The organism is Bacillus luti (assembly GCF_009739945.1).
Classification (GTDB): Bacteria; Bacillota; Bacilli; order Bacillales; family Bacillaceae_G; genus Bacillus_A; species Bacillus_A luti.
This window is the reverse complement of record NZ_CP040336.1, coordinates 4,126,966-4,142,345: the sequence shown is the minus strand read 5'-3', so window position 1 is coordinate 4,142,345 and position 15,380 is coordinate 4,126,966. Positions and strand designations below refer to the sequence as shown.

14 protein-coding genes and 1 pseudogene are annotated in these 15,380 nt (G+C 35.8%); 9 read left to right on the top strand and 6 right to left on the bottom strand.

The features are described 5' to 3' along the window. Positions 1–391 precede the first annotated feature (391 nt). Positions 392–2,038, top strand: coding sequence for a group II intron reverse transcriptase/maturase (gene ltrA / locus EUC40_RS21005; RefSeq protein ID WP_001097732.1), 1,647 nt, complete (start codon positions 392–394; stop codon positions 2,036–2,038). 386 nt (positions 2,039–2,424) lie between these two features. After that, a complete protein-coding gene (locus tag EUC40_RS21000) occupies positions 2,425–2,931 on the top strand; it encodes a hypothetical protein (protein ID WP_071710711.1) in 507 nt (168 codons plus the stop codon). A 434-nt stretch (positions 2,932–3,365) separates the two neighbouring features. Here EUC40_RS21000 and EUC40_RS20995 read toward each other — a convergent pair whose 3' ends face one another. From EUC40_RS20995 to EUC40_RS20985, 3 genes and pseudogenes are all read right to left on the bottom strand, one after another. Further along, positions 3,366–4,457: a low temperature requirement protein A gene (locus EUC40_RS20995; RefSeq protein WP_071710710.1), complete on the bottom strand. Its 1,092-nt coding sequence runs from the start codon at positions 4,455–4,457 to the stop codon at positions 3,366–3,368. Positions 4,458–4,754: 297 nt separating this feature from the next. After that, positions 4,755–4,877, bottom strand: a pseudogene (locus EUC40_RS20990) (IS6 family transposase); the annotation flags it as partial. A 174-nt stretch (positions 4,878–5,051) separates the two neighbouring features. Further along, on the bottom strand, positions 5,052–5,552 hold the full coding sequence (locus EUC40_RS20985) for a cupin domain-containing protein (protein ID WP_071710709.1): 501 nt from the start codon (positions 5,550–5,552) through the stop codon (positions 5,052–5,054). Between the two features lie 607 nt (positions 5,553–6,159). Here EUC40_RS20985 and EUC40_RS20980 point away from each other — a divergent pair. Both EUC40_RS20980 and EUC40_RS20975 read left to right on the top strand, forming a co-directional pair. Continuing rightward, positions 6,160–6,987, top strand: coding sequence for a hypothetical protein (locus EUC40_RS20980; RefSeq protein WP_156576477.1), 828 nt, complete (start codon positions 6,160–6,162; stop codon positions 6,985–6,987). A gap of 141 nt (positions 6,988–7,128) precedes the next feature. Beyond that, the gene (locus tag EUC40_RS20975; RefSeq protein ID WP_156576476.1) at positions 7,129–7,707 is read left to right on the top strand and encodes a hypothetical protein; all 579 of its coding nucleotides are present in this window, start codon (positions 7,129–7,131) and stop codon (positions 7,705–7,707) included. 292 nt (positions 7,708–7,999) lie between these two features. On the opposite strand, the gene EUC40_RS20970 is transcribed toward EUC40_RS20975, so the two are convergent. Continuing rightward, positions 8,000–8,125, bottom strand: coding sequence for a YjcZ family sporulation protein (locus EUC40_RS20970; protein ID WP_000540377.1), 126 nt, complete (start codon positions 8,123–8,125; stop codon positions 8,000–8,002). Between the two features lie 198 nt (positions 8,126–8,323). Between EUC40_RS20970 and EUC40_RS20965 the strand changes: the two genes are divergently transcribed. After that, the gene (locus EUC40_RS20965) at positions 8,324–8,569 is read left to right on the top strand and encodes a hypothetical protein (protein WP_000013663.1); all 246 of its coding nucleotides are present in this window, start codon (positions 8,324–8,326) and stop codon (positions 8,567–8,569) included. Between the two features lie 647 nt (positions 8,570–9,216). Here EUC40_RS20965 and EUC40_RS20960 read toward each other — a convergent pair. Together EUC40_RS20960 and EUC40_RS20955 are read right to left on the bottom strand one after the other, a co-directional pair. Further along, complete coding sequence (locus tag EUC40_RS20960) at positions 9,217–9,327, bottom strand: YjcZ family sporulation protein (RefSeq protein ID WP_000505679.1); 111 nt, start codon at positions 9,325–9,327, stop codon at positions 9,217–9,219. 152 nt (positions 9,328–9,479) lie between these two features. Then, entirely contained in the window at positions 9,480–9,746 is a 267-nt protein-coding gene (locus EUC40_RS20955) for a YmzC family protein (protein ID WP_156576475.1), read from the bottom strand. Positions 9,747–10,117: 371 nt separating this feature from the next. Here EUC40_RS20955 and EUC40_RS20950 point away from each other — a divergent pair, with 371 nt between their 5' ends. The 4 genes from EUC40_RS20950 to EUC40_RS20935 all read left to right on the top strand — a co-directional run bounded on the left by EUC40_RS20950 (position 10,118) and on the right by EUC40_RS20935 (position 15,262). Then, on the top strand, positions 10,118–10,474 hold the full coding sequence (locus EUC40_RS20950; protein ID WP_156576474.1) for a DUF4259 domain-containing protein: 357 nt from the start codon (positions 10,118–10,120) through the stop codon (positions 10,472–10,474). Positions 10,475–10,688: 214 nt separating this feature from the next. Beyond that, positions 10,689–11,537 carry a BglG family transcription antiterminator LicT gene (gene licT, locus EUC40_RS20945; protein ID WP_156576473.1) on the top strand — a complete coding sequence of 283 codons (849 nt, stop codon included), beginning with the start codon at positions 10,689–10,691 and terminating at the stop codon, positions 11,535–11,537. 298 nt (positions 11,538–11,835) lie between these two features. Further along, complete coding sequence (locus EUC40_RS20940; protein ID WP_156576472.1) at positions 11,836–13,728, top strand: beta-glucoside-specific PTS transporter subunit IIABC; 1,893 nt, start codon at positions 11,836–11,838, stop codon at positions 13,726–13,728. 94 nt (positions 13,729–13,822) lie between these two features. Then, the gene (locus EUC40_RS20935) at positions 13,823–15,262 is read left to right on the top strand and encodes a 6-phospho-beta-glucosidase (RefSeq protein WP_156576471.1); all 1,440 of its coding nucleotides are present in this window, start codon (positions 13,823–13,825) and stop codon (positions 15,260–15,262) included. Positions 15,263–15,380: the final 118 nt, after the last annotated feature.

Genomic DNA, 15,380 nt, shown 5'->3' with positions numbered 1-15,380 from the left:
GGATAATGTACAGCTCTACCCAGGTCTTGATAAGAGGAAAGGCATTCTCATAATACTGCCGCGTTGCATCCCGCAACTTATCCGGAGTAAAGAGTCCACCTAACCCTGTCGTATCTGTGGAATGTGAAACTTGGTAAGCCCTATGTCATCTGCGCAAGCAGTAGGATGACTGTAAAGTCAAACGATGTGGCAGAGGGTAAAGGATATAAGAGAAAGCAAAAGCCGCTAGCCGAAAGGAAACAGGAAAGCATAGAAATATGTATAACTGAGCGGATATTGTCGTCCTTACGGACAAACCCATGACAAGCCTGAAAGGGAGCCCACTTCTTATAGGTCTTCAACATGGAAATACATTTGTAAGTTATCTTCTGACGAATAGGAGCGTGCAGTTATGAACACCTCAGAACGAGCGTCGGCGCACGTCTCGTATACAAACTGGAAAGCAGTTCAGATGTATGTGACGAAGTTACGACAAAGAATTTACCGTGCCGAACAGTTACAGCAACAAAGAAAGGTAAGAAAACTTCAACGCTTACTCATGAGAAGCGAAGCAAACTTACTGTTATCAATTAGACGAGTAACACAGCAGAATAAAGGAAAGCGAACAGCAGGTGTTGATGAACATACAGCCTTGAGTCGCAGAGAAAGAAATCTTCTCTATGAGCAACTCAAAAAGTTAAATACGCTACAACACCGACCAAAACCAGCAAAACGTATATACATTGTGAAGAAAAACGGAAAATTGCGACCGTTGGGCATCCCAACTATAAAGGATAGGGTATATCAAAATATAGTGCGAAATGCCCTTGAACCACAGTGGGAAGCCAGATTTGAAGCTATTTCTTACGGGTTTCGTCCTAAGCGAAGTACCCATGATGCCATACGAAGCATTTTCAATAGAATCAACGGGGGCACAAAGAAGAAATGGATATTTGAAGGAGATTTTCAGGGCTGTTTTGATCATCTCAACCATGAGTGGATACTCAAACAAACTTCTTACTTCCCAGGAAGAAAACTATTGAAGCGATGGCTCAAGATGGGATACATGGAGCAAAGCTTTTTCGCGGAAACGCAAGAAGGTACTCCGCAAGGAGGAATTATCTCGCCACTTCTCGCTAACATTGCCCTTCATGGAATGGAAGAAACCTTGGGAATTACTTACAAGAAAAACTATAAAGCTAATGATAGTTATATTATGAATCCTGCTTGCAAATTTACCCTTATCCGTTACGCAGATGATTTTGTGGTCTTAACGGAGACAAAAGAACAAGCACTCTCTGTATATATGAGACTTCGTCCCTACTTAAAGGACAGGGGATTGGAATTAAGCCCTGAAAAGACGAAGGTTACACATATTGAGGAAGGATTTGAGTTCCTAGGATTCTTGATTCGGCAGTACCAAACTGAACAGGGGAATAAACTGTTCATCAAACCAAGTAAGGGCAGTAGACAGAAAGCGAAGAAGAAAATTGGAGATACTTTACGTGTCATGAGGGGTCAACCCATCGGAGAAATCATCCGAGTGCTTAATCCTATTATCAGAGGATACGGGCAATACTGGAAACATGTCGTTTCTAAGAAAATCTTTGGTACAATGGATAGCTATATCTATTGGAGAATCGGCAAACATCTTCGACAGCTCCATCCAAAGAAGTCGTGGAAATGGATATATGCAAGATATTACAGGCATCCACATCATGGTGGAAATGCTTGGACACCAACCTGCCCGAAAACAAATATCCAACTCTTACATATGTCATGGATTAAGATTGAGAGACACAACATGGTGAAATTCAAAAATAGTCCTGATGACCCAACATTGAAAGAATACTGGGAAAAAAGAGACCGTAAGGTATTTGATACGGAAAACACGATGGATAGAATGAAGCTGGCTAGAAAACAAGGTTACCGCTGCGCTATCTGCAAAACTCCACTACAAAACGGGGAAAAGGTAGTCGTAAAAGACATGCCTGTTCCGCAACACCTCATATTGTCTAATTTAAACTTAAAATTAGTTCACTTACCTTGCCTATACTAAAGGGACTGAAATCGGATAAAAAGAAGGCTTGAGCCGTATGATGGGAAACTGTCACGTACGGTTCTGAGGGGAGTTGGGGGCAGCGATGCCCCCCGCTTACCCGACTAAATGAGCTGTCCAAATGGATGGCTTATTTTTTTGCTTAGCGTGATTTTTTTCCAAAATGTTGGCGGTACCCCATTGCTATCAAGCTAGTAATTTCAAGTATCCCCAAAACGGAAATTTCATTATTTTACAGTAATTTATGAGTGTAAACTTTGATAAATTTAAGACTGAATATTTTTAATAATTAAACTAATATTTCTATAAATTCTAAATATTTTCTTTTTTGTAAAAAATGATACATTTGATGTATGAGTTACAAAACTATTAAAGGGGGATTTTTTATGTTCAAGAAATTAGTAGTCGGAGCATTAGCAACAGGTATTGCATTAACTGGGGGGATTGGTGCAGCATCAGCTGATACAGTAAAACCTATGTCAGATAGAATTGAAAGTATAGTTGAAAATACAAATGAAGTCGAAAGACCATTTGTACCAAATTTTTCTGATAAAAATAATCTTATTGGAGAAAAAGCAGCTGCAGCATTTGATTGGGGATATTCCGGTAGTTATAATTTTTCTACATCAATTCAAGTGAAAAAAACTGTATCTGTAGCAGACAACGAAACTATTGGAGTAGCTATTCAAAATAATAAAAATTTTAATTTTAAAGTTGTAGTAAAAAGTTTATCATCAGGAAACACCGTAACCCATAATGTAACAGGAGGGCCAATGAGTGGTGGTAATTATGTTTATAATTACTTTGGTCCTATGAAAGCAGGAAACTATGTTGTAACTCTAGTAAATACAGATGGTTCATGGCACCAAGGCACTGTTTGGCTTGGGTGGTAATTACTTGAATTTATTTCCTTTTAATTCAGCATGTCCCTTTATTTTCGAGATGCTGATTTAGAGGACCCGCCACATCGCTATCAAGTTAAGAAATACAAATACCTCCAAAACGAGAAAATTGACATCTTCATGTGAAAATGTCAATTTTTTTTGTTTTGGGGTGTTATAAAGCTCTTAAGTTGATGGGCATGTGGAAATACCCCTAAGTAACCTAAAAAACTCTTTTCCTTCCTCAGTCAATGAAAGGTATTTTGTTTTCCATTCCTGTTCCCGATTAATTAATCCCGAATCTTCCATTTTGGTAACGTATTACAGCATTTATTTTCTGTTCTGAATTAAATTTAGTCATAAAAAACCGCACCCCAATTGTTAGACTGTGTCTAACAATTGGGGTGCGGTTCAAGTTTTGATACTGTTTTTTTTGATGCTTTTATTTATGTAGTTGTTAATTTAGCATAGATGATAAAAAATAGGGTTAATTGCCCTATTATCACAATATTTGGTACTACTACAACCAAATTAATAACAAAAAAGACTGCTAAAATCCCTAAAAACAAGCATAAATGATAAATTTTCAAACGGTGTTTTTCAAACCTGTATTGATGGAAAACAATTGTAGTTGATAGGAAATAGAGCAATGCAGAACCAAAAACAAAATATAAGATAAAAGAATAATAGACCTCATTTAAAAATAATAGTCTAATGGATGCCGCAACCATACTCAAAGACATTAAAATAAACAGATGACCGTAAATAATAATTTGACCGGAAGTTTGTCTAGACTTGTCGAGTTTCTTCTCCATGTTATCGAAATATTGCCACCACATCGAAATAATGAGGATAAATGAAATGATCGCGAAGCTTATTGAATCCCAATTTCCTTGTTTAGGTTGAATGACCACAAGAGTACTTATAAGTGCTTCTCCAAAGAGAATAATGGAAAATAGACCAAATCTCTCTAACAAGTGAGCTGTATTTGTAGGAACTTTTTCTAAACACTTTCTTCCAAGCAGTGGGACAATAATATCGATAAAAATTCCTAAATACAACGCAGCATATCGAATCCAAGAATCAAAAAAGACGGAGAATAATGAAATAACGATTCCAATCCAAAAATATCTTCCTAAAAAGAGTGCTGCTTTTTTTCGAGCTCCCTCTTCTATACGCTGGACAATAAGATATTGGATTGCAGTCACTGCCCTTAAGCCAATATAGCCAATTAAAAAAGAAAGATAATAAGGATCAAAATCAGCGGATAAGCTTGATGTCATTATTAGGACAAAAAACATTTGCAGGATCAAAAAGATTCGTTGATGAAATAAATCTTTTCCAAACCGGTTAATAAAGATGGTTTGCCCTACCCAAGCCCACCAGATTGGAATAAAAATTAGGACAAACTTTACTAAATACTCTGCATGGATATGACCATCTTCAACATGGAGTAAAACATGAGTCGCAGCCGTCACCGCTGCCACAAATAACAAATCATAAAAGAGTTCTAACCACGTCACTTTCTTTTCTTCCATTTCTACACTCCCTCCTTATAGTTAATAGTATGCTAAAAACATATAGTAATTGGAAGAGAAAATAATACAGACATAGAGCATTTGTCATAGCTTGAAAAACTCGGACCAATAATAAGAAAACTAATGAGAAATCCTTACATCCTAGGCCTTTTGTAGTAAACACTTCATTAAATTGGTTCTGGTGCAAAGATAAACTAAAAGAGAATATAGCACATATATTTCTAGCGGAATTGTATTTTATGCTGTTAGCCCGAATAATTGATGGATAAATTCTTTCTGTTTTTGAACAGACTGATCCTATAAATCAATCTGTTCTTTTTTAATCATATGCATTGCTTCTACTCCTGCAAGAATGGATGTAGCTGTGCTAAAAGACTTGAAACGCACACGTTTTTTAATAAAACGATGATCTTGTTCCACTTAAATAGACTTTGCTTTTCCATACTGATCACGTCCTTTTTTAGAGTACTAGTATCAGTATGTCCAAGTTTTATAGATTTCTTGCACCAGAACCTTTATTAGCGATAACCTTAATAAAAATAGGTAATCTCTATCAATAAAATACTAGAGATTACCTAAAAAAACTTAATTGAGTTATATTTTCAAATCTGGATATGTGATATTAAAAGTCTCTGAAACTTTTACAAGTTTTTGAAGTTCTTCTAAAGAAGGTGGCTTCACTTCAGGAAGAGGTGCATTTTTTGAAACGGGAGTTCCTAATTGTTTTACAAATCGATCAAAGCCTGCCGGAGTTGCAGTAACAATAAATTCAGATTGTTCTGATCCTGATACGAATCTATGAGGAATACCTCGAGGAGCAAATACATAATCTCCAGCTGATACTTCGATAATCTGGTCCCCCACAAAGAAAGTAAATTGTCCTTTTAAAATATAAAATGCTTCGTCTTCATCTTTATGAATATGAAGTGGTGGTCCTAATTTTGGGGGTTCTATAACATGTGCAATAGCATATTCTCCATTGGTTTGTTCTCCTGATACTAAAACCGTCACTTTTTCACTTAGAAAATGATATGTGTTTTGATTGCTTGGAGTACTATGAAAAGCTTCTTTATTTTTATTGTTAATTAATTCCATATTTTAAATCCTCCTTGATTTTTTGAATGGAAAATAAAAATCTAAACAAATAATTCTACGTAGAGGATTAAAGAACCTTCTTAATACCAAACACGTAAATTTTGTGATTTTAAGCTTTCTCCTTGTTTTTGACTTAATCGGAGATTCCTATAACCTTTAACATTTTTTCAATCTCACAATTTCATTTTCTCTTCCTAAAACGGTTGTCGCTTCGCTCGATTTTAAGTGAAAGTAAACTTTTAAATATTATTTAACATTCAGATCCCCTGATATCCTCAAAATACAAAATAAAAGTATACATTCAAAACATAATTAAAAATTAAATTACCGCTTATCACCTTTCAGAAAGCAAACAAGCTATAGATTGGGATCATATTTCTCAATGAACAATATAACTTAACATAAATAATATGTGGATGGGAGTCCAATACATATTATTAAAATTAAAGTGGTTATCAAGTCGGGGGAAGGCACCTTAGGGTGTCTTTTTTATTACCCTCCGACAAAATACGACAAAATAATTGTAACTAAGTCTGTTATGATATTTCAGGAAATCTTACATTTTGCAAATTGCATCCAGGAAAAACAACAAGAATTGAGGACAACTATGAAAAGAACCATTTTAACTATTATCACAGCAATGTTAGTTTTATCAGGTTGTGGTGGACCAGAACATACTACTAAGAACTTGGATAGTATCGTCTCCGAAATATCAAAGGATAAAGAAATTAAAAATTATCTAAAATCCGTAATGTATAAAGAACTAGAAAATACAGATCCAAATGCTGAAAATCCATATTATTCTTATGACATTGTAGCTTCCCTTAACGATTCATTTGATAACTTACAACCTAAAGAACAATATGAATACTTGGTATCCATAGGTAAAATCATTGAAAAACAAGGCGGAAAACCGCAAGGGAAAGATGGCGCGGGAAATTTATATTGTGGACAAGGCGTTGCATGCGAAGTGTTTAGTATTGTATTGAGAACAGAGAAACACGAATATTACACATATTATCATACATCAGTTGGAGATCAGCTGCACTTAGATGATAAAGATAAAAGTTATATTGAAAGTAATATCATTTACGATGCAAGTGCTAAAGATGGGATACCTGTTAAACCCGTCAAAACTGAAACCAGTACTACACCACCTTCAACTGACACTTCCTCTTCAGCTAATGAAGAAATAGAAAAGATTAAGAATGCCACTGGTAGAGATTGGGTTGAATTATCATTTGATGACAAATTTATATATGTTCAAACAGTTATTGAATCAATGAAATCTGCAGGTAGATCGGTAACAGCCGACGCATATTGGTTTATTGATGCATTAAACGCCTACTATGGAGGCGGAAAAGAAGCCACTGTATCAGATAAGATAATTGATATTATGGCAATGTCCGGAGTTTCTGGTGGTGTAATCAAGTAAATTAATAATAACGCACTCGAAAGGGTGCTTTTATTTTATTATCAGACATAAATAAAATTAGGGGTGATGTGTGTGAAAAAGGGATTTATTGGCATATTATTGGCCGCTACATGTCTTATATTAACTGGATGTTTCGCGGACATGAAAATCGTAGAAGAAGATGCTACAGAGAAATTACAAGAAAGCAAGTTGTCACCGTATATTGAAGAAGCTAGTTACAAAGCAGGTGGCAAAAAGGAAGGCCTAACTCCAGTGAACATTAATCTAACTGTAGACGAGGAGTTCTCCAATTTAGAAACAATGGAAAAATACGAAGTAATACAAGATGCTATTACTAAACTTGATGGGTTGTCAATTGAATGTGGGAATGACAACAAATGCATTTACGACACTCTACATGTTACCTATGGCGATGACAAATACAAAATGAATGTTTATGATAAAGAGTTAGTTATAAATGATGACCAAAAATACACTAAGTCAAATTATTATTCTGATATGGATGAAGTAAATAAAAAAGATCTTACTGAAAAATATAAAGGGAATAGCAACTCAGTTCCGTCTTCCTCTCCAGGACAAGGTTCAACATCTACATATGATCCTAAGAAAGATTCGGCTAACTATGATGCTAATGGGAATTATAAACCAGTTGACCAGATGAAACCTGAAGAAATCAAAAAGGAATTAGAAGGAATGTTGGAGGAATCTTTGACTAGATAGTTCGATTAAAATATAGATTTGAACAACATTTCTCAATGTGTGAAGTAACTTAACATGATAAAATAATATGTGGATGGGAGTCCAATACATATTATTAAAATTAAAGTGGTTATCAAGTCGGAGGAAGGCACCTTAGGGTGTCTTTTCTTTATTACCGTTCGCAAAAATATAACGATATGAAAATAAATCATTTACTACTATGAGATGAGAAATCTTACATTTTAAAAAGAGCTAATACAGATCGGAGGGGAAAAATGAAACAAAAAAAAGACACTCTCAAGAGTGCCTTTACTTAGCAGCCGAATCCGCCGCCCCAACAGCTAGCTCCTACGATGATTAATAAAATAAAGAGTACAACAAGTAAAGCGAATCCGCCGCCGAAACCGCAGCCACCACCACAACTACCGCCATAGCCCATATTAACTCCTCCTTCCATAAAGACCATTTAATAATGGATTTAATTCACTTTATGTTTTTACGGATGAATGGAGCAGGTCCTTTTTAAAAATAAAGGTGTCACGAATTTTAAAAGAATTGACGACCTTATTTTTGTCACCGGTGTTTCATCGTTTACATATTGTATTTTATTCTGTGTATTGGGGGAAGGAGGATCTTTATGGCTAATTCTGAAATGATTTTACGTTTACTTACAGATTTAAAGATTGAACAACAAGCTTTAAAAGAGCAGTTGGAAAAAATACAAACAGCTGTGAATACTCTTGAAGAAAAATCAGCAATTGTGGAAGAAAAACCAAAGACTATTGAAGAAAAACCAGCTGTTGCTGCTGCGAAGCAAAGAGCTCATTCTGGACGCCCAACATCTTTTCGTGCTTGGAGAGCATCAACTCAAAAAAATTCATAAAAATATAAGAAAAGAAGACATCTAGTAAGATGTCTTCTTTTACTTGTACAATCCAAATGAGTTAAGAAGGTATATCCCTATTGCTTTAAAAATAAGAAGAAAATAACGATTGTCGACTCCTATTTTAGTATAGCATGTAATAATAAAGAATTTCATGTAATGTTGCATATATATAGATTATATGATGTTATATAGTATATATTGTAGTTGTCTGTTATTTGTTTTAATTCATTTACTTATATTATTTTTTGAGCGCCCCAGTGATGGGGCCTTTTTTTATAATTGGGTTAAAGCAGAAACCCCTCAAGCATAAAGAAGGGTTTCATAACTAGAGAAATGGTTATTGGTGTTTAATGAGATGAAGATATGGATGTTGCGTCTGAATTTCTTCTAAGTAGATTAATATTTATTTTCAAACCGTTCCCCATAAATGATAAACCATGCCAATAACAAAAAATGCTAGTCCTACAAACAAAACAATTAAAGCAAGCATTCCATTTTTATTATGTTCCATAAAGTCAGCTCCCTTTTTTATTTACATACAAAAAAGCCCTTAGTCGTAATTATAGCTAAATGCTTCATTTCTCATACTTTGTAGTTTACAAAGAAAAGACACCCATATAAGAGTGTCTTTTCCGATAGTTTGTTTAGCAGAAGCAAGCAGCTCCAACTATGATTAATAAAATAAACAATACAACTAATAATGCAAATCCTCCAGCAAAACCGCAGCCTCCGCCGCAACTACCACCAAATCCCATAATAGTTCCTCCTTTAATAAGAGGGGAAAACAAAGGGTCACTCATGTTTTTTAACGGATTCCATTTACTTTATGTTTGACGCATGAATGTGAGCAGGTCCTTTTAAAAATAAAAAAGACACTGTGAGGTGCCTTCTGTCTAATGTAATTTCATTAATATTCGTTAGCATAAAACTCTTTTATTAGCTTTATTTCATTTGTAGCCGGATCAAACTTGAATATTCTAATTTGATTAGATTCGTCTTTATAGGCAAATGTATTATCGCCAACTTGGGTCATGTTGCTGGTATTTAAGATAGGGTCGCTACCGTGATCATTGATTTCCACAGTTTTCTCACGATCCCAAAATGCAATGACAATGATTAAGATGATAAGGCACACACGTATGAAACGCAGTTCTCTTGCAACAGGATGTTCCATTTTCTAGTCTCCTTTGTCATGTAATAGATTTTGTGTATAGAAGAGATAGTTCTTATGAGGATATAAATAAAAAAGACACTGTAAAGTGTCTTTTTTATTTAATTTATGCGCATTACTTAATAAGACGCTAGTTCCTCAGTCCGGATATGAGGAACTATGTAGGGTAATGTAATTATAACATTTTAACCAGTAATGGGTCTATATGGAATTTTTATCATTTGTGTTTAATTATTCGGAATAATAAATGTGGTGAAGTATATGCATCTCCTATAGTAATTGTAAACTATAATGATAGGCATAACTAGTCTTGTAATGACTTGCTACTGTATTTAACATTGAAGTAGAAAAGTGTAAAGAAGGAGCTGTGGAATATGGGTGCTTGGGGAACTGGATTATTTGATGATGATACAACTTGCGATGTAAAAGATCAGTTTATTGAGTATTTAGAAGAAGGTAACAGCGCGGAAGAAGCAACGAAGCTTGTTCTAGAAGAGTATGTAGATGAGTTTGATATAGGTGAAGAGTTAGAAGTAATGTCTTTAGTATACATTGGTCTTGCGGCAATACAACTTGAGAAAGGTTGTCTTCAAGAAGAAGTTCGCAGTAATGCGATTACATTAATTGAACGTGGCGCTGATCTTGAACTTTGGGAAGAAGCCGGTGAAGAAGAGTATGAAGAGAGAAAGAATGTTTTACATACATTTAAGCAAAAGCTGATCAACTGTTAGTATTTTTCTTTGTAAAAAAATATTCAAAAAATTATCATTGCAACCGCTTACCCTTTGTGTATAATAAAGGTAAGATAATAAGTAAAAGGATTGTTACTGTTCGGCAGGCAAAACCTAAATTGACCTAAAGGCTACGGGTGTAGTGTGGCTTTTGGAATCAGTTTAGGTTTTTTTATTACCTTTTGTGACTTTAAGAAGAAGAAGGCGGAACAATATGAGAATCCATAAAATCTTAAATAACAATGTTGTTTGTACGATGAAGGATAATGAGACAGAAGTTGTACTTATGGGCAGAGGTTTGGGGTTTCAGCAAAAAGTAGGCGATACGATTGATGAGTCTAGGGTAGAAAAGACCTTTGTTCTAGAAACGAGAGAATTATCAGAGAAGCTTGCTAGGTTGCTAACTGAAATTCCTGTAGAGAATTTAGAGATTACAGAGAGAATTATTCAATTTGCTAAGACAGTTTTGCCGGGGACTTTAAGTGATTATATTTATCTTACATTAACGGATCACTTAAGTTTCGCCTTAACTCGGCATAAAGAAGGAATGGATCTCAAAAATACTTTGCTTTGGGAGATTAAGAGATTCTATCAGAAAGAGTTTGAAATTGGTCTACAAGCTTTGAACATCATTGAAGAAGAGACTGGGTTTAGACTTTCTGAAGATGAAGCAGGATCAATTGCCTTGCATTTCGTTAATGCGCAGCAAGGGGAGCCGGCGATGCAGCAAACGGTGGCAATGACGAAAATCGTCCAAGATATTTTAAATGTTGTAAAGTACCACTATAAAATGAACTTAGATGAAAATTCATTTAACTATAGTCGGTTCGTAACGCATTTACGATACTTTGCCCAGCGTTTAATGCAGAAGGAATTGCATTCGGCAGAGGATGATTTTTTATACGAGCAAGTGAAAAGTAAGTATGAAGAGGCATATTGTTGTACAGAAAAAATTGAAGCATACTTACAAAAAGCACATAATAGCCATCTTTCAAAAGATGAAAAAGTGTACGTAACGTTGCACATTCATCGTGTAACGAAACGCAATGAATTATGTAATTGAATAAACGGGATTGTTACTGTTTGGCAGGCAAAACCTAAATTGACTTGTAATGGAGTGATTCGTATGTATCACGTCGTTATGGTTAGTTTAGGTTTTTTCTTTTATCCCGCATTAACGGGCAGTAAGACTCCCACCTAAAAGTTTGGCTAGGGCAAAGAAGTTAGGTGGGAGATCAACTGCCCGTAAAAGCCCGATTGGTTCAACTAATAATCAGTGGGGGACGAACAACCCCCCCACTGATTAAAGTTTCACTTTATAAAAATAATAAATGGGATGATTGTAAGGAGGGGGAACGATTATGAAGTATGAAAAGTTGGCAAAAGACATATTGAAACATGTTGGGGGAAGAGAAAACATAAATAGCGTCGTACATTGTATAACGCGTTTACGATTTCAGTTAAAAGATGAAGGGAAAGCCAATACAGAAGTACTGAAAAATATGGAAGATGTTGTGACTGTTATGAAAAGCGGCGGACAATATCAAGTTGTAATTGGTAACCATGTATCCGACGTGTATAAAGCGGTTATTGTTGCCGGAGGGTTTCAAGAAACAGAGGAAGAAGATGCGAGTGAGAAGAAAAAGAGTAGTCTTATAGATATTCTTTCTAGCATTTTCACTCCAATTTTAGGAGTGCTAGCTGCAACAGGGATGATTAAAGGGTTAAATGCACTATTTGTAGCGTTAGGTTGGTTAAGTACACAGTCAGGAACGTATCAAATATTAAATGCAGTTGGCGATTCGTTATTTTATTTCTTCCCGATTTTCTTAGGATATACAGCAAGTAAGAAATTCGGAGGTTCGCCGTTCATTGGTATGGCAATTGGGGGCGCTTTAGTTTATCCAGCTTTAGCCGGTTTAAAAGCAAGTGAGCCATTATATACGTTATTTGTAGGAACGATGTTTGAATCACCCATTCATATTACGTTTTTAGGAATACCAGTTATTTTAATGAATTATGCATCATCAGTTATTCCAATTATTCTCGCTGCTTATTTTGGAGCGAAGGTAGAAAAGTCTTTAAAGAAAGTGATTCCGGATGTTGTGAAAACATTTGTACTACCATTCTTAACGTTACTAATCGTTGTACCCGTTACATTTCTTGTTATAGGTCCAATTGCGACGTGGGCAGGGCAGTTTTTAGGACAGGCGACACTTTGGCTTTATAATGCAAGCCCATTAGTAGCGGGTGCTTTACTCGGTGCTTTCTGGCAAGTACTTGTTATATTCGGCCTTCATTGGGGCGTCGTTCCGATTGGCTATAACAATTTAGCAGTAAACGGCGTTGATCCGATACTCGCACTTATATTTGCTGCTTCATTTGCTCAAATTGGTGCTGTGCTTGGCGTTTGGATGAAAACGAAAGATCAGAAGTTAAAAACACTTAGTATTCCAGCATTTATTTCAGGTATTTTCGGCGTTACAGAGCCGGCGATTTATGGTATTACACTTCCTCTTAAAAAGCCGTTTATTATGAGTTGTATTGCTGGAGGAGTTGGCGGCGCAATACTTGGCGTATTTGGTACACAAGTTTATATGACAGGTGGACTTGGTATATTTACGCTTCCGACATTCATTAGTCCGAAAGATGGGATTACAGCTGGATTTTGGGGCGCAATTATTGCGATGGTTGTCTCTTTAATAGTAGGTTTTATTCTTACTTATTTATTCGGTTTTACGAAAAAGAAAACATCTACAGAAATAGCTGAGGCAAGTGAGAAAATCGCTGCATCAAGCGATGATGAAGTAATCCTTAGTCCTTTCCATGGTGCCGTTATGCCGCTTCAAAACATTGACGATGCTGCATTTGCATCGGGTGCGTTAGGTGAAGGAGTTGCGATTGAACCTTCAGAAGGAAAGTTGTTTTCACCCGTTTCAGGTACGGTTTCGGCACTTTTCCCGACGAATCATGCGATAGGAATTACGGCGGATTCAGGTGCTGAAATTTTAATCCATATTGGAATGGATACTGTGAAATTAAATGGCGAATTTTTCTCTTCTCACATTGAACAAGGAGCGAGAGTAGAAAAAGGTCAGTTACTTATTGAGTTTAATATAGCTGAAATTCAAAAGGCGGGTTATATTGTGACAACACCAGTTGTTGTTACAAATTATGATAAATATAGTATTAAAAAAACAGAAGTAGAAAAGATTCAAGCAGGAGATTCCTTACTAAAGTTAGGAGTTAAATAGTAGTACATTTCATACAGGTTCATACGAAGAAAGGTATTCTGTAAAACTTGCAATACCTTTCCTCGTTCATTCTTATATAAAGGAGTTTTTCTATATGTCTAAAGTTATTTTTCCAAAAGGATTTTTATGGGGTGGAGCGACTGCAGCGAATCAAGTTGAAGGCGCATATTTAGAAGACGGAAAAGGATTAACGACGGTTGATTTATTGCCAACTGGTGAAAACCGCTGGGACATTATGAAAGGAAATATTCATTCTTTTACACCGATAGAAGGGGAGTTTTATCCGTCACACGAAGCGATTGATTTTTATCATCGTTACAAAGAAGATATCGCTCTGTTTGCAGAGATGGGATTTAAAGCGTTACGCGTATCTATTGCTTGGACACGTATTTTCCCAAATGGTGATGATGAAAAGCCGAATGAAGCAGGATTACAGTTTTATGATGATTTGTTTGATGAACTGCTGAAGCATGGCATTGAACCAGTCGTTACGATGGCTCATTTCGATGTACCTGTTCATTTAGTAGAAAAGTATGGAAGCTGGAGAAGTAGAAAGCTTGTAAACTTCTTCGAGACGTACGCAAAAACGATTTTTAGTAGATATAAAGATAAAGTGAAATATTGGATGACATTTAACGAAATTAATATGCTTTTACATTTACCTTTCATGGGAGCAGGTCTAGCATTTAAAGAAGGGGACAATAAAAAACAAATTCAGTATCAAGCAGCGCATCACCAGCTTGTCGCAAGTGCGTTAGCTGTAAAAACATGTCATGAAATCATTCCAGATGCAAAAATCGGTTGTATGCTTGCGGCTGGTGCAACATATCCGTACACATGTAATCCAGATGACATCCAACGCGCGATGGAACAAGATCGTGAATCATTCTTCTTCATTGATGTACAAGCAAGAGGCGCATATCCTGGATACGCAAAGCGCTTCTTTACAGATAACAATGTAACAATTGAAATGGAAAAAGAAGACGAGGCAATTTTAAAAGAGCATACAGTTGATTATATTGGATTTAGTTATTATGCAAGCCGAGCAACAAGTACCGATCCAGAAGTGTTAAAAAGTATAACGAGTGGAAATGTATTCGGTTCTGTTGAAAATCCTTATCTGGAAAAATCAGAGTGGGGATGGACGATTGATCCGAAAGGTTTCCGCATTACAGCGAACCAACTTTATGATCGTTACCAAAAACCTTTATTTGTCGTTGAAAATGGTCTTGGTGCAATTGATCAATTAAATGGTGAAGACGAAGTGGATGATGAATACCGTATTGATTATCTAGAGAAGCATATGATCGAAATGTCAGAAGCAATTCAAGATGGAGTAGATATTATCGGATACACAAGCTGGGGCCCAATTGACCTTGTAAGTGCTTCTACTGGAGAAATGAAAAAACGTTACGGATATATATACGTTGATAAAGATAATGAAGGAAAAGGTTCATTAAAAAGATCGAAGAAGAAAAGCTTCGATTGGTATAAAGAAGTAATTGCGACGAATGGTAAGAGCTTGGAGTCTTAAGTATGAAAGGGAGACATCTTAATAGGTGTCTTCTTTTTTGTGTGATGGTAAAAACGTGGGGGAGGTTTCCCTTTACACAAACAAAACAGTATACTATAGTTAAGTTAAGTGAACTTAA